Origin of the sequence: Pseudomonas sp. Pf153 (genome assembly GCF_001269775.1) — a bacterium.
Taxonomy (GTDB): Bacteria; Pseudomonadota; Gammaproteobacteria; order Pseudomonadales; family Pseudomonadaceae; genus Aquipseudomonas; species Aquipseudomonas uvaldensis.
Map to the genome: position 1 here is coordinate 299129 of NZ_LHVL01000013.1, position 20218 is coordinate 319346.

Below are 20218 nucleotides of genomic sequence, written 5' to 3' on the forward strand. Positions count from 1 at the left end.
AGGCAGGAGGCGTGCATGAACGAAAACACCGATCCCGACGATTTCCACAATCGGGTATTTCCGGTACGCGAAGACATGGCCTACCAGCTCAAGGTCTGGCGCTTCGAGCGAGTGGGTTGGTACGTGCTGGTGCTGTTGGTGATTCTGACACTGGCGGGGCTGTTCTCCCGTGGCCCCCTGAGTAGCCGTGACGCACAAAGCAGTGATGGCCGGCTGAGGGTCAGCTACGAGTTGTTTCATCGCAACGGCTCCACCCATCCCATGGTCCTGCAGCTCAAGGGCCAGCCGGATGCTCTGCTGGAGGTGGAGCTGGGCGGTGACTGGATGGATGGGTTCGACGTGCAGACGCTGCAGCCCCAGCCTGTACGTTCGGCAAGCGCGGGGCAGGGTATGAAACTCTGGGTCCAGGCCGATGCCCGGGGCGAGGCGAGTCTTCACCTGTCCCTGCTCAGCGAAGGGCTGGGCATGTACCACAGCCGCATCGCCATGCCCGGTGGCGTGGCGGTGAGTTTCGATCAATTCATTTTTCCGTAGGTGACGTATGGATTCGGTGCTGCGGGCCGCCGTGATGTACCTGGCATTGATGGTGCTGTTCAAGATCGCCGGCCGTCGTTCCCTGGCGGACATCACCACTTTCGACTTCGTGCTGCTGATGATCATCGGCGAGGCGACTCAGCAGGCTCTGCTGGGGGATGACTTCTCGTTGACCAATGCGTTGATGGTGATCGTGACGCTGATTGCCATCGACGTGGGGCTGTCGCTGCTCAAACAGCGTTCAAGTTGGGTGTCACGGCTGATCGATGGCGGGCCGACCGTGATCGTCGAGGATGGCCGGCTCCTGCGGGGGCGCATGCGGCATGCGCGGTTGATAGAGGAAGACATCATGGAAGCGGCGCGTTCGAGCCAGGGCATCGAGACCCTGGCGCAGATCAAGTTCGCGATCATCGAGCGCAACGGAAAAATATCGGTGATCCCCAAGGAGTCGTCCTGACGGGCGAGGGAAAAGCTCCCTCGCCCGTGCCGCCGCAGCTTCAGAGCATCGGCTTGCCGCCGGTAATGCCATAGCGTGACCCGGAAATGTAGCTGGACTCATCCGATGCCAGCAGCACATAGATCGGCGCCACTTCCACCGGCTGGCCCGGACGGCCCAGGGGTGTCTGGGAACCGAAATTCTGCACCTCTTCCTCGGGCATGGTCGCGACGATCAGCGGCGTCCAGATCGGCCCTGGCGCCACGCTGTTCACACGGATGCCCTTGGGGCCGAGCATTTGTGCCAGGCCACCGGTGAAGTTGGCGATGGCGCCCTTGGTCGTGGCGTAGGCCAGCAATGTCGGCTTGGGCATGTCGGAGTTGACCGAACTGGTGTTGATGATCGAGCCACCGGCCTTCATGTGCGGTACGGCTGCCTGGCAGATCCTGAACATCGCGGTGATGTTGATATCGAAGGTGCGAACCCATTCTTCATCTGGAATGTCTTCCAGGTTCTCGTGGGTCATCTGGAAGGCGGCGTTGTTCACCAGGATGTCGATATGCCCGAAGCGGGCCACGGTCTCGTCAACCGTCTTGCGACATTGCGCCTTGTCCGCGAGGTCCCCTGGCAGCAACAGGCATTGGCGGCCGGCCTGCTCGACCCAGCGGGCGGTCTCCCTGGCGTCTTCGTGTTCGTCCAGATAGGCGATGGCCACGTCGGCGCCTTCGCGGGCAAAGGCAATCGCCACGGCGCGACCGATGCCGCTATCGGCCCCGGTGATCAGAGCGATCTTGTCCGCCAAGCGCCCGGAACCGGTGTAGCTCTGTTCGCCGCAGTCCGGATACGGGTCCATCTTGTACTGAGTGCCGGGTACCGGTTGGCTCTGTTTCGGAAAAGGTGGGAAAGGGTAGTCGGCCATCGTCGTTCTCCAGGGCAGGTTGAAGTTGCGTTGCAGGGTGGACTGCCTGCCTTCGGCCAGAGTTCGGTTGGATCACCGCATCGGTCGATGAGCGTGGCGCGGAGCGTTTCGGCGACCGCTCATCTACGACAAGGAACGCCTTGGAACAGGCGTCATCCAACAGCCATGCGCATTCAACCGGGAGATGGACGTGTTCAGCCACATACAGATCGGCGCGCGCGACCTGCCGAAAATGATCGCCTTCTACGATGCAGTCCTCGGCTGCCTGGGGTTGGTGCGCATGGAAAGTGAAGACGATTCGGGCCCGCCGGGAGAAGGCTGGCATCAACCCGGAAAGCACTGGCCTCAGGTGTTCGTGCAACTGCCGTTCAATGGCCTGCCCGCGACCTGGGGCAACGGCATGCAAGTCAGCTTCGCCGCCGACTCACCGCAAACGGTGCGCGCCGCCTGGGAGCTGGCGATCGCCATGGGGGGGCACGACGAAGGCCCTCCAGGGCTGCGTCCGCGTTATTCAGAAGGGTATTTTGGGGCGTACTGCCGGGATCCGGAGGGAAACAAGCTGTGTTTCGTGTACACGCCGGACATGCATGAGTGAAGCAGGCAGTTGTGAGCGAAGGCGCTCGCAACTGCCACCGCTCAGCCTCTGGCTTTCAAACTGCGTTCCATCCGTGCGATGCCTTCCTCCAGCAGCGCCCGCGGACAGCCAAAGTTCAGGCGCACGAATTGCCTGGCATCGTCTCCAAAATCCAGGCCGGCGCTGAGTCCCACCCTGGCCTTGTCGAGGAAGAACGCCTGTGGGTCCTCCAGCCCCAGTCCCGAGCAGTTCAGCCACGCCAGGTAGGTGCCCTGCGGTACGGTCATGATGATGCCAGGCAGGCGGGTCTTGACGGCCTCGACCAGGTAATCGCGGTTGGCTTGCAAATACCCCTTCAAGGCGTCAAGCCAGGGGCCGGCTTCGCTGTAGGCCGCTCGCGTCGCCTCCAGGCCCAGGGCGTTGACACTGTCGACCATGCCGGCCCGGGCGTTGTTGACCCGCTCGCGAACCTTGGCGTTCTGGATGATGGCGAATGAGGTTTTCAGGCCGGCAATGTTGAAAGCCTTGCTGGCGGACATCAGGGTGATGGTGCGCTCGGCGATTTCCGGGCTCAGGGATGCAGTGGGGATGTGCACGCGACCATCGAAACAGAGTTCGGCATGAATTTCATCGGAGATGATCCAGGCATTCTGTTCCAGGCAGATGTCCGCCACGGCCTTGAGCTCTTCTCGCGCAAATACCTTGCCCAACGGATTATGAGGATTGCTCAACAACAGCGCGCCGCCGCCGTTCAGTGCCTCGCGCAACGCCGCCAGCGGCGTGTGGAACTCACCGTTGAGCGCGTTGAACGGCAGCTCCACCTTGTTCAGCTTCCAGTGGCCTGGGGCATTGCGCAGCGGCGGATAGTTGGGCACCTGCACCACCACGTTCTGGTCCGCCTCCACCAGGGCGTGCAGCGCCATGTTGAAGCCCGGCTCGACTCCCGGCAGGAAAACGATCTGCTGGGGTTCCACGCGCCAGGCATATTTATTCCACAGGTCCGCCACGATGGCTGCCCGCAGGTTGTCCTGGGCCACGCTGTAACCCAGCATCGGATGTTCCAGGCGTTTGCGCAGCGCATCGATGACCACCGGCGGGGCGGGGAAGTCCATATCGGCCACCCACATCGGCAGCACGTCGGCCGGATAGCGACTCCACTTGGTACTGCCGGTGCCGTGGCGGTCAAATACGGGGTCGAAATCGAAAGTCATGATCGTTCCATCGGGTCGCAAAGGAAATGGCGCACATGATAAAGCAATCGGCCGGACACTTCGCGTCCGCGTCGCGTGCACGCTGATATTCGGGCGTCCGTTTGTTCGCAACCGTGCTAATTTCTAGCAAGTCGACGCGCAAATTTTCAAGGATGACACGATGTCCAAAGGATCTGTTTATCTGGCTGGCCTGGTCATGGCGGTCTGCTCAAGCTTTTCCACCGCACCGTTGGCTGATAAGGAGGCCCGTGTCTACACCGGTACGCTGGGGGACATACCGATCGTGCTGGAGCTCGATTCCAGCTCGGGCGAGGGCCGCTATTTCTATCGCAAGTACCGCAAGGACCTGCTGCTCAGCGGCAAGAAACAGGGCCAGACGCTGGTACTGGACGAAGGCCAACGTCGGCATGACGGCGATGCGCCGGGGCCGCAGCTGCATCTGGTGGCCACGGCCAACGGTCTTGACGGCGAATGGCGCAGTGGCAAAGGCAAGGTCCTGAAGGTCGAACTCGAGCCGGCCAGGCTGGCCGATGTGCCGGGCGGAACGTTGCCCTATATCGCCCGACTCCGCGACAGCGCGCCCTACGAATACCTGCGTCTGCAGGGCATGACGCTCAAGCCGGGCAAGACCGAGACGTTCAATGGCTACTCGTTGCAATGGTGGATCGAGCCGCAGACGAAGTTGACATTATTCGAAGTGGTGTCGGGCTACAGCGTCGAAGAGCGGCAGCGGATCAACCAGCAATTGTTGGGGCGCCTGTGGCAGGAGGTGGTGGGGTACTACGGGTGCCTGGCCGGTGGTGAGGCAAGCACCTACGAACAAACGATCAAGCCGCTGCTGATGACGCCCTCGGTCATCAGCGTGAATATCGGCACGGCGTACAGTTGTGGCGGTCCTTATCCGGATCACAACAACGTTGCGCTCAATCTCGATGCGAAGACCGGCCAGTCCCTGGTGCTCGAGGACGTGCTCTGGGTCGGCGAAGGCAAGCCGTTGCATTACGACGAACTCGACAGCCAGAGCGACGCGTCCGCCGACGGATTCGAGGCCTTCTCCGCCTACCGTTCCAACGAGTTCGCGCCCTGGCTGGTGGCGCAGTTCCTCAAGCTTTATCCGAACCCGATGAGCAGCGACGCAGAGTGCGCGTACAGCGAGGAGGATCCATGGCGCTTCCCAACTTGGTACTTTACGGACAAAGGTCTGATGATCGAGCCTTCCTTCCCCCATGTCGCCGCGGCGTGTGGTGGCGTCGAATGGAGCGTCCTGCCCTATAGCCTGGTCAGCAAGCATCCCGGTGGAGTAGCGCTGCAGTTGCCCTGAGGAGCGGCGGACACCCTGATCCGGGGTGTCCCTCCATGCATCACTCGTACACCGTCACTCGGTTGCGCCCGGTCTTCTTGGAGGTATACAAGGCCTGGTCGGCCCGGGAGATCAGGTCGGCGTGGTTGTTCAGTGGCTGGTTCATCTCGGCCACCCCGAGGCTGATGGTGAAACGGATGACCTGCTCACCGTAAGGCACGTCCATTTCCTCAACAGCCTTGCGCAGGCGTTCGGCGAACATCCCGGCACCGACCTTGTCGGTGTCCGAGAGCACCACACCGAACTCTTCACCGCCATAGCGCCCGGCCACATCGGATTCGCGCACGTGCTCGCGAACCATCGCAGCGATCTGTTCGAGCACTTTGTCACCGGCCTGGTGCCCGTAGGTGTCGTTGATCCGCTTGAAATGATCGATGTCGAACATCACCAGGCTGGACGTGTTGCCATAGCGCTGGTAGCGCGCATAGGCGGCCTTCAGGTTTTCTTCCCAATGCCCCCGGTTGTAGAGGCCGGTCAGTCGGTCGGTGCTGGAGAGCAACTGCAGCTGTGCATTGGCGGCCTGGAGCTGATGCCGGTTGGTGGCAACGTCCGTGACGTCGTAGATCACCAGGCAGATATGGTTGATGTGGCTGTCGGGGGATCGTAGCGGCAGCAGCGTGGTGTTCTGAAACATGAATTCTTCCTGGCCGGTGATCGGCTGGTAACTCTTGAACCGCACCAGGTACGGGCGCTGCTCCCAGACCGTAAACGCCGGCGTGCCCAGTGTGGCGACGCTTTCAACCTTGCGAATGAACCATTGACGGTCGACTTCAGGGAACAGGCTGAAGAAGTGCTGGTTGTGGGCATCCTTGGGCTGTATCCCGGAACGGTTCTCCATGAAGGTGTTCCAGACTTGCACCCGGTACTCGCGGTCGAGCACCACCACGCCGACATCGATGCTCTGGACAATCGCCAGCAACCAGTGAAATTCATTCAGATCGACAGGATTGTTCATGGCTCAACTCATCAAGTAGGCGAGTTTGTGGGTCAACCGCTCGATGGAATCTTCCGTGAACAGCAATAACAGATCGAAGCGAATATCCTGGCCTTCGAGGCCATAGCTGATTTCCACCGCCAGGGTCTTTTTCCAGTGGGTGCGATTGGCCCGGATCAACTCTTCGATGGCGGCGTGCTGACCGAGCACTTGCGGATGGCCTTGGGAAAACACCACATCGATCTGTTCGGCGATGCTGCTCAGACACGCACCGATCAGCACGCTGGAAAGATCCAGGAGCATTTCCAGGTCCGAATAGTCGTCGCTTTGGCGCTGCATCAACTGGCCGATATCGGCGATCTCCGAATCGTGGAATATCAGCAATGCTTCGCCGGCAATGCCACTGCCGATGAATCCCTGGCAGATGGCGGTCAGTTGCCGGGAACTGCCGGCATCGGCGAGCGCCATGTGCAGTTCGCCCACTTCGAGGATATTCACGTTCGGCACCGGCAACTGCACGAAGACCCCCAGTACCTTGGCGATCAGCGCGGCTGCACGGCCGATGGCCACGTTGACCGTTTCGCGGAAGGCATCGTGGAAGTTGATGGCGGTGCTGGCGGTCGAGCGATTTTGCGACGTGGTCAGGCCCGGCCCGTTCAGCAACCCCAGGCGGCCTAGGGTCTGGCGCAGTTCGTTTTCGTCGAAGGGTTTTTTCAGGAAGGCGAGGGCACCCAGTTCATGGACACGGCGTACCGCTTCTTCCTGTACGTCGCCGGAGATCACGATGACTTGCGCCTTCAATCCTTCGGTGCGCAAGGCGCTCAGCACCTGATAGCCGTCCATCTCGGGCATGGTCAGGTCGAGCAATACCACTTGGCCCAACCCCTTGCGTATGGCGTCCATGGCCTCGCGACCATGGCTGGCCTCGGTGATGGAGACTGGCCAGTCCGCCGGTAGCGCCCGTAATACTTGCTTACGGGCCATGTTGGAGTCGTCACATACCACTAGGGGAATCACTGACACAGACACGGCTCTCATCAGGGTAAGTACTAGGGCATCATGCCATAGGCCCGGTAAAACCACCTAACGAGCAGGGTTATCGACCGTCAAATCCCTCAGGTGGTTTTATTTTGAAGCGTCGTTGTCCCCGGAAGTTCGATAAATGAACAGCTTTGACGCCCTGCCGAATAATCGGCATATTGCTCGCTTATGATTGTTTGCGCTTGTTTATGCGGGTTTGTTTATTCATGAATACATTCTCAGAAGCGTTTCCCGGCGAACGCCAGCAACTGATCAGAGATCGCCTGGCCTTGTACGGCCGAGTGATCGCAGCCGATCTGGCCAGCGAATTCAAGGTGTCCGAACATTCGATACGGCGTGACCTGAGTGCCTTGGCGGCGGCGGGGTTGTGCAAGCGCGTTTACGGCGGCGCCATCCTGTTGCCCGCGGCCGAAGGGCCGATGGACGTGCGGATACGTCAGGACACTGCGCGCAAGGGGCGCCTTGCCCAGGCAGCGGCTTCGCTGTTGAGCGCAGGCCAACATGTCTTTATGGATGCCGGCTCGACCAACCTGGCCATCGCCAGCGCCATCGACCCGAAACTGTCATTGACCGTAGGCACCAACTCGCCGTTGATCGCGGTGCAATTGATGAAGCTGCCTCGGGCCAAGGTCATTTTGCTGGGCGGCCAATTGGACCCCGTGGCCGGCGGCGTCATCGGGCTGACCGCCGTACGGCAATTGCAGCAGTTCAGTTTCGACCTGTGTTTTCTCGGCGCCTGTGCCATCGATCCGGACAACGGCATCACGGCATTCGGTCTCGATGACGCGGAATTCAAACGTGCAGTGGTTGCGGCGAGTGGTCAGGTGGTGGTGGCGGTGACCAATCAGAAATTGTCCAGCATTGCCCACTACCAGGTAGCCTCCTGCGAAGAGGTCACGGCCCTGGTGGTGGAGCATGATGCACCGCGTGAACGGTTGGAGCCTTTTTTCAGCAGAATCTCCAATGTTGTGGCCGCCGCTCGCGAGTGATGCAGGACCGCTGGGCGGTACCGGCAGGACAAGCGCTACAGCTTCATCACCGATGCCCGGATGATCGTGCAATTGGACATGGGCGGGGGAAATCGGCTGAGCCCATACGGAATGCGAAAATGCAGAGCCCGCGCTCCCTGTAACGGGGCGCGGGCTCTTGAGTAGCCGGGCGAGCAATCAGAAGCGCATACCCTGGAACGGGTTCCAGCCTTGCTCGCCTTTCACTTCCTTGAGGTAGTAGGCGTAGTTGGTCATCATCGCGTAGGTCATGGAAAACGCGACGCTCAGGCCGGTGTTCAGGGGCCTTGGAACCTCCATGCCCATGATCGCGAAAATGACACTCAAGGCGATGTTGATCGCGATGATCAGGCCGATCATGGCCAGGTTCTTCTTCCACAGGCCCAGGACGAACAGATAGATGGGACCGAAGAAGAAGGCGATGATGTTGGCGTTGATAAGGATCTTCTTCTTGAAGTCAGGCAGTTTCTTCATGGCTTCCTTGTAGCGCGGATCGCTGGGCGCTCCGTAGGTTTCAAAGAAGTTGAAACGCTCCTGCCATTTGGCGCTGTATTTACCGGTAGCTTGCAATTGCTCGCTGCTGCTCATTCTGTAGCTCCTTTGGGGTCCATGAGGGGTGAGTCGTTCTTCCGGATTTCCTGTGCTCGCACTGCACGCTTTATAAGCGTTCAAGCGGCAAAATACCGCATCGCCAGCCTCGGCGGCCCTCCGATCTGTGACACGTATCACTTTCCTGTGGACACCGGGCCATCCCCATCCCGAACGTGCCCATTGTCTGCCACGGCAATTACGTCTAGTTTGCTGCCCGACCCTTACATAAAAACCAGCGTATAAAAATCAGGAGTCCCAGATGCAACCGATTCGTCTCGGTCTGGTGGGCTATGGCAAGATTGCCCAGGACCAACACGTTCCCGCCATCCACGCCAACCCGGCGTTCCAGCTGGTGGCCGTCGCCACCCAGGGGAAACCCTGCGCCGGCGTGGAGAACTTCCAGTCCCTGGGCCAATTGCTCGACAACGGCCCGCAGGTTGACGCCATTGCGTTCTGTACACCGCCACAGGGTCGATTCGCGTTGGTGCAACAGGCGTTGGCCGCGGGCAAGCATGTCCTGGTGGAGAAACCGCCGTGTGCCACTCTGGGGGAAGCCATGGAGCTGGTGGTTCAGGCCGACAGATACGGCGTCAGCGCGCTGTTTGCCTGGCATTCGCGCTATGCGCCGGGTATCGAGGCCGCTCGGGACTGGTTGGCCACCCGGACCGTGCAAAGCGTGCGGATCGACTGGAAGGAAGATGTGCGCAAATGGCATCCCGGTCAGGCGTGGATCTGGCAACCCGGAGGCCTGGGTGTCTTCGATCCGGGTATCAACGCGTTGTCTATTGCCACCCATTTGTTGCCCTTGCCGCTGTTCGTCGAGTCGGCCGAGTTGCGTGTCCCCGACAATTGCCAGTCGCCCATTGCCGCCAGCATCCGCATGTCGGATGCCCGCCATCTGGACATCCGCGCCGAATTCGATTTCGACCATGGTCATGAGGAGCTCTGGAGCATCGAGATTCGCTGCGCCGAAGGCATCCTGCGGCTGGACAATGGAGGAGCGCAGATGAGCATCGACGGCGTGCGCCAGGCGGTTTCGGAGGAGGGCGAGTATGCGGCGGTTTATCGGCATTTCCAGCAATTGATCGCCGACAGAACCAGCGACCTGGACCTGCAGCCGTTGCGATTGGTGGCGGACAGCTTCTTCGTGGGCAGCCGCACGCTGGTTGAACCGTTCTACGACTGAGGATCAGACGCGCCGCAAGAGCAGGGCCCGGATTCGAAGCCCGACCCTGTTCGGTTCCATCTGTCGAAGATAATTCGAACGGTTGTCGATTTCGTCCATGGCCATTCGATTATGGGCATGCGAGCAGAAAGCAAAGGCCCGTGCAGCTCCCATCAACCGTGAAAACCGATCACAGGAGGTTCCACCATGAAAATCATTCCCTACCTGACTTTCAATGGTAACTGTAAGCAAGCGTTTACCCTGTACAAGGAGGTGCTGGGCGGCGAATTGTTTTCCATGTCGTTTGCCGAGGCGCCTGAAGAGACCGGCATGCCCAAGGATCCGAACCTGATCCTGCACACCTGCCTGACCGTGGGTGCCTTCAGCCTGATGGCCTCCGATTGCCCGCCGGGCCAGCCGTTCCAGAAGCCGCAGGGCGTATCGGTATCCCTGAACGTCGACAGCGTGGACGAGGCCGAGCGATTGTTCCAGGGCTTGAGCGCAGGCGGCCGGGTGCATATGCCATTGGCAAAAACCTTTTGGGCGGAACGTTTCGCCATGTTCGAAGACCGTTTCGGCGTTGCCTGGATGGTCAACTGTGAGGGGCGCCAATAGAGTATTGGCTACTGTCGGACCAGGGCGGGACATGCCGCCCTGGCGCTGTGGCGGTATTGCGCGCGATCAGGCGATGGTCTGGACCGTGCCTCCTTCTGCACGAATCGCCGCGCCATTGATGACCGCGGCGCGGTCGCTGGCCAGGAAGGCCACCACGTTGGCGACTTCGGCCGGTTTCGCCAGACGGTAGATCAACGATGAAGGACGATTTTCTGCCATGAACTTCCTTTCGGCCTCGGCGTAGGACAGGTCCGGGCTCACCGACTCGATGAAGCCTTTGAGACTGTCCGTCTCGGTCGGCCCTGGCAGCACGGCATTGACCGTCACGGCGGTGCCCTTGGTCAGCTCCGCCAGGCTACGGGAAATCGACAGTTGGGTGGCTTTGCTCGCACTGTAGTGAGCCATGGACGCCATTGGCGTCAGTGCCACTTCACTGGAAATGAAGACGACCCGGCCCCGGCCCCGTTCCAGCATGCCCTGCATGTAGGTGCGCGCCAGCCGTACGCCGCTCCAGACGTTGGTTTCGAACATGCGTTGCCAGTCCTCGTCGCGAGTGCTGAAGAAGTCGCTCAGTTCGTAGGTGCCCAGATTGTTGACCAGAATATCGATCTGCGGGTAGGCCGCGGCGGCCAGTTTTTCACCGCCAGGCTGGCTGAGGTCCGCCACCAGGGGCAGGGCGCGTTCGCCGCCGAAGCGCTGATTCAGTTCACTGACCTGCCGGGCGACCGTATCGCCGTTGCGGCCGTTGATGATGACGTGGGCGCCATCTTCCAGCAACTGCGTGGCGATAGCCAGGCCGATGCCTGAAGTCGAAGCACTGACCAGCGCTGTCTTGCCGTTTAACTCAAGGTTCATTCTGTTCTCCTGCGATCGAGGTCGTTGAGCGAATCGTTTCGCTTGCGAGAAAGTATGGGGAGCGGCTGTTATGTTGATAAGACCGTGTAATGGAATATGATTGCGGAAATCAATTCATAGATAGAGTACGCATGGATAACCGAAGCGGCGAAATGCTGGTATTCAGTAAAGTGGTCGAAACCGGCAGCTTCTCAGCAGCCGGCAAGCTGCTGGACATCACGCCATCTGCCGTGAGCAAGCTCATCACGCGGCTGGAAGAGCGCTTGGGCGTTGTCCTCTTCGAGCGCTCCACGCGGCAGTTGACCATCAGCAATGAGGGAGGACGTTTTTACGACAGTTGCATACGCATCCTCAATGACATCGAGGAGGCGGAACAGGACGCCGTGGGGACAGCGGTGATGCCCGGCGGATTGTTGCGAATCAACGTCTCCGTCCCCTTCGGCACCCATCAGTTGCTACCGATCATCAGTGATTTCAACCAGCGCTATCCCGACATCACACTCGATCTGTCACTGACCGATGCGCTGGTGGACCTCAAGCGCGAACGTATCGACGTCGCGATCCGCATGGGCCCGCTGGACGATGCCAGCTTCCGGGCGCGAAACCTGGGCCAAAGTCGCCGCGCCGTGGTCGCTTCACCGGCTTATCTGGAGCGTCACGGCGTACCACGGGTCCCTGGAGATCTGGTGAACCATCGCTGTTTCAATTTCAATTTCCGGCGCTCGCGGGATGAATGGCCGTTCAGGATGGAAGGCCACACTCACTACTTGGCAGTCCGCGGTGACGTCCTGACCAACAATGGCGAAACCATGCGCCAATTGACAATCAACGGGCTGGGCATCAGCCGCCTGGGCCTGTTTCACGTCGCTCATGATCTGGCGGCGGGGCGCCTGGTCGAGCTGCTCGGGGACTACAATCCCGGAGACACCGAAGAGATCCATGCGATCTTCAGCAACCAGCGCTACATGCCGCAGCGGGTGCGGGTGTTCATTGACTTCATGGTGGAGCGGATCGGGCCCTTCCTCAGTTCTATCGGGCGGATGGGCTGAACGACGAAAGCCGCAGTGTTCGGACTGCGGCTTTGCCAGAAGTGATGGGTCATGCCACCTGGTGCATTTCTTCCAGTTCGAAATCCCCGATGCAATGTCCGGCTGTTTCCCGGAATGTCCGTACGGCCTCGCTTTGCATGTGTTGCTGCCAGGCTTGCACGGACGCCCAGCGTTCGAAGAATGTCACCAGGCCGGGCTCATGGTTGGACACGTGCAGTTCGTAATTGATGCAGCCGGGAGCGCCACGGGTAGCGGCGACCAGTGCCTTCTGGGCGGTAACCATCTGCGCTTCCAGGCCCTGTCGCGCCCGTGCGCGGGCAATGATGATCAATGGTTCAGACATGTGTGATTTCCTCGTGATCCGATCAACGCTTACCAGTGGATTTCGGGGGGTATTGGTCAACGTCCTCGGCAGACGGACCGCCGTTGATCCAGTCCACGACCCAACCACTCTCCAGGATGTTGAACGTCTGTGACCCGGCCGGTAGCCAGGCTTCATGTACGACTCCGCCGGGCGCACGGAAGAAACCACCGTTCTCGATGTCATAGCGCACGCCTTCAGACGCAAAGACATGAGTGCCGCCCACCAGTACCACATGGGTTTCTGCGCGGGCATGGGTGTGTGGCTTGATGTGCACCGCCACGGGTGTGCGGAACATCAACGTTGTCAGGCCGGTTTCGGTGTCTGCGTGCAGGATGGCGTATTCAGGGGATCTATCCCCCAGTTGGGGAATGGTTTTCTGCCATTTGAATTGGCCTGGGTTGATCAACTCCGGTACCGCAGGCGTGGCTGCGGATTGCCCGGCATTCGCCGCCATCGCGCCTTGGGGTATACCTTGCAGCGCAGTCAACAGGATGCCGAGGGACACGGTTTTTTTGAGCAGGGATGGGTGTTTCATGGGAGCCTCTTGCGTCGATTGATGGGGCCAGTATCAATCGACATCCTGAGCTGGATAAGCGGCAAGGGCGGCACATGATTGTTGAATTGAATTCAAGGCCGGACAGTCAGTCAGGCAGGCCCGTCTCCACGATCATTCCAGATCCTGGGCCGCATGCCGCTCCGGCACCTGGTTGGCCTCATCCCCCCACGTCCGGTTGACGCGCTGTCCGCGGATGACGGCTGGCCGCTTGGCGATTTCTTCCGCCCAGCGCTGCACATGGGTGTATTCGTGCGCGCTGAGAAACTCGGCAGCCGAATACACGTTGTTGCGAACCAGCTGGCCATACCACGGCCAGACCGCGATATCGGCGATGGTGTAATCGTTACCAGCCAGGTATCGGCTTTCGGCAAGCCGACGATCCAGGACATCCAGTTGGCGCTTGGCTTCCATGGTGAAGCGATTGATCGGGTACTCGAACTTTTCCGGTGCGTACGCGTAGAAATGTCCGAAGCCTCCCCCCAGGTAAGGGGCCGAACCCATTTGCCAGAACAGCCAGTTCAGGGTTTCGGTGCGACCGGCCAGATCGGAGGGCAGGAACGCCGAGAATTTCTCTGCCAGGTACAAAAGGATCGAGCCGGACTCGAAGACACGGATCGACGGTTCTACACTGCGGTCCACCAGGGCCGGGATTTTTGAGTTCGGGTTGATCTGGACGAAACCGCTGGAGAACTGGTCCCCGTCGTTGATGCGAATCAGCCAGGCATCGTACTCCGCGCCGGTGTGCCCGAGTGCCAGCAGTTCCTCGAGCAGGATGGTCACCTTCACACCGTTGGGTGTGGCCAGGGAATAGAGCTGCAGTGGATGCTTGCCGACAGGCAGGTTTTTTTCGTGGGTTGGACCTGCGACGGGGCGATTGATATTGGCGAATTCACCGCCGGAGGGCGCTTCGTGTTTCCAGACTTTTGGAGGCGTGTAGGACGTTTCATTCATGGGACGTTCCTTTTCGTTTGCTTGCGGCGTTTGCTTGCGGCGTTTGCTCGCGGCAATCACTGCAGCCGCAAAAGTGAACGGCCCCTGCACGGTCAATGACCGTGCAGGGCCAACGTCACGATTGAATAGGAGTCGGCTGGGAAGGTCTATGCCATAACTATTGCTTGAAGTGATAGTGATCATCAAGCAAAGCAAGTTCTGCTTCGCTGCCGAGCATTGGACAATCGCCACCATCGCATAACGAACCGCTCTTTATTTTCAGGAAAGCCCGATGCGCCTTTTATTCATTCCGGTCCTGGCGATGGCTTCTGTACTGCTCGCCGGTTGTGCGTCCGCGCCAAACGATCCGACCCTGACCTTGGTGACCGACAAGACCCCTGCCGAATACGCCGATTGCGTCGTGCCGAAATTACAGGGCAGTACACTCAACCCGACCGTCTCGCAGACGCAACGCAGCTACCGGATCGTCGTGCCGAGCAAAGTCGCGGCGGACAACGTGCTGGAGGCCTACAAGGCCGGAAACGGCGGCAAGGTTTTTATCTATGAACGACGGCTGTTGGCTTCGAGCCTCTTGCCGTCGAGTTTTGAGCGTGCCGCGCAGGATTGCATCTGACCGGTTCGAACGTTTTGTTTGTGCTCCTTTGGTTGGCCGCAACCAACCAAATCCCTTTGCCCCGTACCGCCCTGGTCACGGGGCTTTTTTTATCGACGCGGTGCCAGTCGGTTGCTTTCGCATAGTTATGTTGATTAATTTATTGCCAGCTTAGGGCGCCTGTTTTAAAAATTTCAATCCCGGACCGCCAGGCTTGTTCCTGACGGCTGCGTTCCATATTTCTTCACCTTTTTCGCCTGTTTTCGGGCATCTCTCTGCCTTTACAACAATGAAAATTAGGAAACTCTGGGGTTTTCTTTGCCGTTTTTTTTGCCATACTCAGCCTGCGAGGCGGCAGAAGGTCGCTGCTTTTCCGATAAATAGTACTGTCTAATAACAATTACCAGGTACCCACACCATGAGCATTCCCGGTCACTCAGTCCCGGCGACTCACGCCGAACAACTCCCTGCAACACTCGCACGCATGAAGCAGGCTCACCTGGACGAAGGGCCTGCGAGCCTTGAACTGCGGCGTGATCGCCTCGATCGGGCAATTGCCTTGTTGCTGGACAACCGTGAAGCGATCGTCACAGCGGTGTCCGCGGATTTCGGCCATCGCAGTCGCGAGCAGACGCTGCTGTCCGATATCGCCGGTTCGGTGGCGAGTCTCAAGCATTGTCGTGAGTACCTGGCCCAATGGATGCAGCCGCAGTCCCATCCCGCCCCGTTTCCCGGGTGCCAGGCCAGGGTCGAGTACCAGCCATTGGGCGTGGTAGGGGTGATCAGTCCGTGGAATTTCCCTATCGTGCTGGCCTTCGGACCGTTGGCGAGTATTTTCGCCGCCGGTAACCGGGCCATGCTCAAGCCTTCGGAGTTGACTCCGCGCACCTCGACGCTGATCGCTGAGCTGGTGGGTCGTTACTTCCATGAAAACGAGTTGAGCACGGTACTGGGCGACGCCGAGGTCGGGGCGCTGTTCAGCGCGCAACCCTTCGATCACCTGATCTTCACCGGCGGCACGGCAGTGGCTAGCCATATCATGCGGGCCGCCTCGGAGAACCTGGTACCGGTGACGCTGGAACTGGGCGGCAAGTCGCCCGTGCTGGTCTCGCGCAGCGCCGATCTCACCACAGCGGTTCAGCGGGTGCTGACCGTGAAAACCTTCAACGCCGGTCAGATCTGCCTGGCGCCGGACTATGTGCTGTTGCCGGAAGAATGGCTCCCGGACTTCGTCGAAGAGGCGGTGCGCTTTGTCGGCACGCTGTACCCGACGCTGCGGGACAACCCGGATTACACTTCCATCATCGACTCGCGCCATTTCGACCGTCTGCAAGGTTACCTCGCCGATGCCCGTGCCAAGGGCGCGCGGCTGATCGAGATCAATCCGGCTCAGGAAGACCTGAGCGATCGCGAAGTCCGCAAGATCGCCCCAACCCTGGTGCTCGAAACCCGCGAGCAAATGCAGGTACTGCGTGAAGAAATTTTCGGCCCGTTACTGCCGGTCAAGACCTACCGCGACTTCAATAGCGCCATCGATTACGTCAATGCTCAGCCAAGGCCGTTGGCAGCCTACTACTTCGGCGAGGACGCCGACGAGCGCCAGCAGGTGCTCAAGCGCACGACCTCAGGCGCGGTGGTGATCAATGATGTCATGAGCCATGTGCTGTTCGAGGCGTTGCCATTCGGCGGTGTCGGTCACTCCGGCATGGGGGCCTATCATGGCGTTTATGGCTTCCGTACCTTCAGCCATGCCAAGGCGGTGGTGGTGCAGAGCCCGGCGGGGGAGTCCAACCTGGCGATGCGCGCGCCCTACGGCGCGATGATTCACGGTTTGCTGGATCAATTGTTGACGGCCGAGTGAGCCGCCCGGGAGCCTGACCATGAGCGTATTGAAGACTGTCAAGGCCAAGCTGTTGCGCGCCCTGGCCAAACGCATGAAACCCAAGTTTACGTACGACGCGGCGCAGTCCCCGCTGCGCACGGTGGACGAAATCGACATCCCGACGGCCTGGGGGCCAGCGCGGGCATTGTTCTATTGGCCCGCTGCAACTTCCAAAAGCCCTTTGCCGGTGTACCTGAACCTGCATGGCGGCGGTTTCGTGGCGGGTGTGCCCGAACATGACGACAGCTATTGCCGTCGGCTGGCGCACAACCTCGGGTGCCTGGTCGTCAACCTGGACTACGTCCTGGCGCCCGAGCATCCGTTTCCTGCCGGTTTGCGCCAAAGTTTCAGGGTGCTCGAATGGCTGGCCGAGCAGGCGATGACCCTGGGAATCGATCCCCAACGCATCGCCGTCGGCGGCCACAGCGCCGGCGGCAACCTGGCCACTGGCGTGGCCAACCTGGCACGGGGGCATCAGGGGCTCAGGGTGGTGCATCAAGTCATCGACTATCCGGTTCTGGATCTGCTTCAGGACCCGGCGCTCAAGCGCTCGTCCCTCGATAAGCCGCTACTCGGCTCGGGCCTGGTGCGTTTCTTCAACAGTTGCTATCTGAGTGATCCGGCCCAGGCCCGGGACCCGCTGGTTTCGCCACTGCTGGCGACGGTCGAGGCATTGCGGGGCATGCCGCCTGCGACCCTCATCACCGCCGAGTACGATATCCTTCGAGCCGAAGGTGAAGCCTATGGGCACAAACTGCGCGAGGCCGGGGTCTCGGTGAAGGCGAAGATGTTCCCTGGCTGTGACCATATGTTCACCCATCTGGGGCCGGATGCTTCGGCGCAGCAGGCCTGGCAATTCGTTGAGGATGCCCTGCGCGAGGCATTCCGCAGCGGGGCGGGGGAGGAGAACGATAGCGAGAGCGCTTATGCCTGAAACCACCGAGCAACCTGTCAGGCGCGGTCGCGGCCGTCCACCGATGCGCAGTCGTCAGGAGCAGATGAGCCTGTTGCTGGACGCGGCGGCTGAGGCGGTCGGCAGCGGCAACTTTGCCAATGTCACCATGGACGCCATCGCCCGAACCGCGGGGATCTCGAAAAAAACCGTCTACCTGCTGGTGGGGAGCAAGGAAGCGTTGCTGTCGCAATTGGTCGCCCGGGACTTGTCGACGCTTGAGTTGCTATTGGAAAGCGGCATCGACTGTGCGCGGGACCTGCTCAGCGAATTGCGCATGTACCTGACGCTGTGGGCGCGCCTGACACTGTCTCCATTGGCGTTGGGCCTCTATCTGATGGCCGCGCAAGGACGCGAGAGCGCGCCGGGCATTGCCAGGATCTGGTATCAGGAAGGAGCCGAGCGTTGCCTGAGCCTGTTGCGCGGTTGGTTGGGCAAGGCCGCCGGCAAGGGGCTGCTTGTCCAGGAGGATGTCGAGCCGGCGGTCGAGCTGATTGACGCGCTGTTGATCTGCCAGCCGCTCAAGCTCTTCACCCTGGGCGTCCAGCAGTGCTGGTCGGATGAACAGATCGGCCAGCGAGTCGATGTCGTCCTCGAGATGTTCGGGCGCTGCTTTATCCATCCGCAACATCACTCATGACCCTTGCGGGAGCGGGCCTGCTTGCTCCCGCAGGGGATGCCCATCGCTATCGGTTATTCGCCACTGTCACGCCGTGACAGCCGATAGGACAACTGGGCACGAGTCAGGCCCAGGCGACGGGCTGCTTCCGAGACATTGCCTTTGACCTCGAGCAGGCAATGATCGATCAAGGTGTCCTCGACCTCCTGTAACGACAATCGACTCAGGTCTTTGTCACCAAACAGCGCCTGGATCGCCTCGTGGCTTGTGTCCTTGTGCGCGGACACCGTACGGGAGGCCGGGGCCTGGTCATGGGGCGACGCTGCCAGTTGCCCTCGATTTCCAATGGAGAACATCGGCTGCGCCAGTCGCTCGCCACTGGTGAACAGGTGTGCCAGGTCGATTGCACCGCCATCCGGCGCGCTGATCACGCCACGTTCCACCAGGTTCTGCAGTTCGCGGATATTGCCTGGGAAGTCGTAGGCCAGCAGCGTGTCGGCGGTGCGCGGAGTGAAGCCGCTGATCTGGCGACCATGCAGCCGTGTGAAGCGATGCAGGAAGTGCGTCATCAGCAGCGGGATGTCTTCCTTGCGCTCACGCAACGGCGGCAAATGGATCGGGAACACGTTCAGGCGGAAGAACAGATCTTCGCGAAACTCCCCTCGTTGCGCGGCGGCACGCAGGTCGACGTTGGTGGCGGCCACCACTCGTACGTCGACTTTGAGGGTCCGGCTGCCGCCCACCCGTTCGACTTCGCCTTCCTGCAGCACGCGCAGCAGCTTGCCTTGAGCCACCAGGCTGAGAGTGCCGATCTCATCGAGAAACAGGGTGCCTCCGTTGGCGCGTTCGAAACGTCCGGCGCGTGACTGGGTTGCGCCGGTAAAAGCGCCGCGCTCGACGCCAAACAGCTCCGACTCCATCAGGTTCTCCGGGATGGCGGCGCAATTGATGGCGACGAAGGGGGCGTCATGGCGCGGACTGATGCGGTGCAGCATCCGCGCAAACATTTCCTTGCCGACCCCGGACTCACCGGTGAACAGCACTGTCGCCTGGGTCGGAGCCACCCGACGCAGCATATGGCAAGCCGCGTTGAAGGCTGAAGAAATACCCACCATGTCACTGTCCTGGGTGGGCTGGTGAGCGGCTTGCAGCTCGGCCGGCAGTGCACCTTTGTCGCCACGGCCGTGGGAGCTCGGGCTACGTCCGCTGGTGCTGACAAAAGGTTCGGCGTTGAGGTCCGCCAGATCGCCTTCGGCATCGTCCCATTCTTCGGCGGGCTTGCCGATCAGCCGGCAGATGTTCGATCCGGTGGAACGGCATTCGACTTCGCGATAGAGGATCAGCCGGCCGACCATCGCAGAAGTGTATCCGGTGGCATAGCCGGTCTGCATCCAGCAGGCCGGTTCGGTGCCGATGCCGAACTGGGCGATGTGTTCGTCGTCTTCGCTGGAATGGTGCCAGAGAAATTCGCCGTAATAGGTGCCCAGGTTCATATCGAATTCGAAGTGCACCGGCTCGACCTTCACCGCGCCTTCGATGGCATGGATGATCGGGCCGGCGGCGAACAGGGCGAGGAAGTCGGCCTCGGGGAAACGTTCCTTGATCAGCGCCGCGTCGCGGGCGCCGCAATGGTAGCCGGTGCGCAACATGATGCCTCGGGCGCGCGACAGTCCCATGCTTTCAATCAACTCACGCCGTAATGCGCCGATTCCGCTGCTGTGCATCAGTAGCATGCGGGCGCCGTTCAACCAGATGCGACCGTCGCCGGGGCTGAACATCAGGCATTCGGTCAGGTCTTGCAGCGTGGGAGAGGCGCCTGGCGGCAATTGCTCACTGGCACCGCGGGCGGGTTTCTTTTTGGCTTCGCCGGAAAGCTCGGCCAGGGAAATCAGCTTGTTTGCCATGAGAAACCCTTAATGTGAGTAATCATATTCCGCATAGTGCAGCATGAATTTGCTGAAATCATCACTTTTTTCTCAGGTGGCAGCGCGCCGCGTGAAAGCTTGAATAC

22 protein-coding genes are annotated in these 20218 nt (G+C 60.4%); 12 read left to right on the top strand and 10 right to left on the bottom strand.

The window, feature by feature from the left end; genetic code table 11:
- Window positions 1-15: 15 nt before the first annotated feature.
- Both AD666_RS10215 and AD666_RS10220 read left to right on the top strand, forming a co-directional pair.
- Window positions 16-534, top strand: coding sequence for a hypothetical protein (locus AD666_RS10215; RefSeq protein ID WP_053151124.1), 519 nt, complete (start codon window positions 16-18; stop codon window positions 532-534).
- Between the two features lie 7 nt (window positions 535-541).
- Window positions 542-991, top strand: a complete 450-nt coding sequence (locus AD666_RS10220; protein WP_053151126.1) for a DUF421 domain-containing protein — start codon at window positions 542-544, stop codon at window positions 989-991.
- Window positions 992-1031: 40 nt separating this feature from the next.
- Here the strand turns inward: AD666_RS10220 and AD666_RS10225 are convergent, their stop codons facing one another.
- Window positions 1032-1889 (bottom strand): SDR family oxidoreductase, encoded by an 858-nt coding sequence (locus AD666_RS10225; protein WP_053151129.1) that lies wholly within the window; start codon window positions 1887-1889, stop codon window positions 1032-1034.
- Between the two features lie 190 nt (window positions 1890-2079).
- On the opposite strand from AD666_RS10225, the gene AD666_RS10230 reads away from it, so the two are divergent.
- Window positions 2080-2484, top strand: coding sequence for a VOC family protein (locus AD666_RS10230; RefSeq protein ID WP_053151295.1), 405 nt, complete (start codon window positions 2080-2082; stop codon window positions 2482-2484).
- A gap of 41 nt (window positions 2485-2525) precedes the next feature.
- On the opposite strand, the gene AD666_RS10235 is transcribed toward AD666_RS10230, so the two are convergent.
- Window positions 2526-3674, bottom strand: coding sequence for a MalY/PatB family protein (locus tag AD666_RS10235; RefSeq protein WP_053151132.1), 1149 nt, complete (start codon window positions 3672-3674; stop codon window positions 2526-2528).
- A gap of 160 nt (window positions 3675-3834) precedes the next feature.
- On the opposite strand from AD666_RS10235, the gene AD666_RS10240 reads away from it, so the two are divergent.
- Complete coding sequence (locus tag AD666_RS10240; protein ID WP_053151135.1) at window positions 3835-4995, top strand: hypothetical protein; 1161 nt, start codon at window positions 3835-3837, stop codon at window positions 4993-4995.
- Between the two features lie 40 nt (window positions 4996-5035).
- On the opposite strand, the gene AD666_RS10245 is transcribed toward AD666_RS10240, so the two are convergent.
- Both AD666_RS10245 and AD666_RS10250 read right to left on the bottom strand, forming a co-directional pair.
- On the bottom strand, window positions 5036-5989 hold the full coding sequence (locus AD666_RS10245) for a sensor domain-containing diguanylate cyclase (protein WP_053151139.1): 954 nt from the start codon (window positions 5987-5989) through the stop codon (window positions 5036-5038).
- Between the two features lie 3 nt (window positions 5990-5992).
- On the bottom strand, window positions 5993-7006 hold the full coding sequence (locus AD666_RS10250) for a response regulator (protein WP_053151143.1): 1014 nt from the start codon (window positions 7004-7006) through the stop codon (window positions 5993-5995).
- 209 nt (window positions 7007-7215) lie between these two features.
- On the opposite strand from AD666_RS10250, the gene AD666_RS10255 reads away from it, so the two are divergent.
- Window positions 7216-7998 carry a DeoR/GlpR family DNA-binding transcription regulator gene (locus tag AD666_RS10255; RefSeq protein WP_053151146.1) on the top strand — a complete coding sequence of 261 codons (783 nt, stop codon included), beginning with the start codon at window positions 7216-7218 and terminating at the stop codon, window positions 7996-7998.
- A 177-nt stretch (window positions 7999-8175) separates the two neighbouring features.
- Here AD666_RS10255 and AD666_RS10260 read toward each other — a convergent pair whose 3' ends face one another.
- A complete protein-coding gene (locus AD666_RS10260; protein WP_053151147.1) occupies window positions 8176-8604 on the bottom strand; it encodes a DUF2628 domain-containing protein in 429 nt (142 codons plus the stop codon).
- Window positions 8605-8866: 262 nt separating this feature from the next.
- On the opposite strand from AD666_RS10260, the gene AD666_RS10265 reads away from it, so the two are divergent.
- Both AD666_RS10265 and AD666_RS10270 read left to right on the top strand, forming a co-directional pair.
- Window positions 8867-9793 carry a Gfo/Idh/MocA family protein gene (locus tag AD666_RS10265; protein WP_053151150.1) on the top strand — a complete coding sequence of 309 codons (927 nt, stop codon included), beginning with the start codon at window positions 8867-8869 and terminating at the stop codon, window positions 9791-9793.
- Window positions 9794-9979: 186 nt separating this feature from the next.
- Window positions 9980-10387 (top strand): VOC family protein, encoded by a 408-nt coding sequence (locus AD666_RS10270; protein ID WP_053151154.1) that lies wholly within the window; start codon window positions 9980-9982, stop codon window positions 10385-10387.
- Between the two features lie 66 nt (window positions 10388-10453).
- Here AD666_RS10270 and AD666_RS10275 read toward each other — a convergent pair whose 3' ends face one another.
- On the bottom strand, window positions 10454-11242 hold the full coding sequence (locus tag AD666_RS10275) for an SDR family NAD(P)-dependent oxidoreductase (protein ID WP_053151158.1): 789 nt from the start codon (window positions 11240-11242) through the stop codon (window positions 10454-10456).
- Window positions 11243-11373: 131 nt separating this feature from the next.
- Between AD666_RS10275 and AD666_RS10280 the strand changes: the two genes are divergently transcribed.
- Window positions 11374-12291, top strand: a complete 918-nt coding sequence (locus AD666_RS10280; RefSeq protein ID WP_053151159.1) for a LysR family transcriptional regulator — start codon at window positions 11374-11376, stop codon at window positions 12289-12291.
- 49 nt (window positions 12292-12340) lie between these two features.
- Here the strand turns inward: AD666_RS10280 and AD666_RS26605 are convergent, their stop codons facing one another.
- The 3 genes from AD666_RS26605 to yghU all read right to left on the bottom strand — a co-directional run bounded on the left by AD666_RS26605 (window position 12341) and on the right by yghU (window position 14162).
- Complete coding sequence (locus AD666_RS26605) at window positions 12341-12634, bottom strand: putative quinol monooxygenase (protein ID WP_053151162.1); 294 nt, start codon at window positions 12632-12634, stop codon at window positions 12341-12343.
- A gap of 22 nt (window positions 12635-12656) precedes the next feature.
- Window positions 12657-13190 (bottom strand): cupin domain-containing protein, encoded by a 534-nt coding sequence (locus tag AD666_RS26610; RefSeq protein WP_053151165.1) that lies wholly within the window; start codon window positions 13188-13190, stop codon window positions 12657-12659.
- A 132-nt stretch (window positions 13191-13322) separates the two neighbouring features.
- On the bottom strand, window positions 13323-14162 hold the full coding sequence (yghU, locus tag AD666_RS10295; RefSeq protein WP_053151168.1) for a glutathione-dependent disulfide-bond oxidoreductase: 840 nt from the start codon (window positions 14160-14162) through the stop codon (window positions 13323-13325).
- Window positions 14163-14433: 271 nt separating this feature from the next.
- On the opposite strand from yghU, the gene AD666_RS10300 reads away from it, so the two are divergent.
- The 4 genes from AD666_RS10300 to AD666_RS10315 all read left to right on the top strand — a co-directional run bounded on the left by AD666_RS10300 (window position 14434) and on the right by AD666_RS10315 (window position 18228).
- Window positions 14434-14775 (top strand): hypothetical protein, encoded by a 342-nt coding sequence (locus AD666_RS10300; RefSeq protein WP_053151172.1) that lies wholly within the window; start codon window positions 14434-14436, stop codon window positions 14773-14775.
- A gap of 397 nt (window positions 14776-15172) precedes the next feature.
- Window positions 15173-16615, top strand: coding sequence for a coniferyl aldehyde dehydrogenase (locus AD666_RS10305; protein ID WP_053151175.1), 1443 nt, complete (start codon window positions 15173-15175; stop codon window positions 16613-16615).
- Between the two features lie 19 nt (window positions 16616-16634).
- Window positions 16635-17570 (top strand): alpha/beta hydrolase, encoded by a 936-nt coding sequence (locus AD666_RS10310; RefSeq protein ID WP_053151178.1) that lies wholly within the window; start codon window positions 16635-16637, stop codon window positions 17568-17570.
- Window positions 17563-18228, top strand: a complete 666-nt coding sequence (locus AD666_RS10315) for a TetR/AcrR family transcriptional regulator (RefSeq protein ID WP_053151180.1) — start codon at window positions 17563-17565, stop codon at window positions 18226-18228. The genes AD666_RS10310 and AD666_RS10315 overlap by 8 nt, the downstream gene beginning before the upstream one ends.
- A gap of 53 nt (window positions 18229-18281) precedes the next feature.
- On the opposite strand, the gene AD666_RS10320 is transcribed toward AD666_RS10315, so the two are convergent.
- Window positions 18282-20111: a sigma-54-dependent Fis family transcriptional regulator gene (locus AD666_RS10320; RefSeq protein ID WP_053151184.1), complete on the bottom strand. Its 1830-nt coding sequence runs from the start codon at window positions 20109-20111 to the stop codon at window positions 18282-18284.
- Between the last annotated feature and the right edge of the window lie 107 nt (window positions 20112-20218).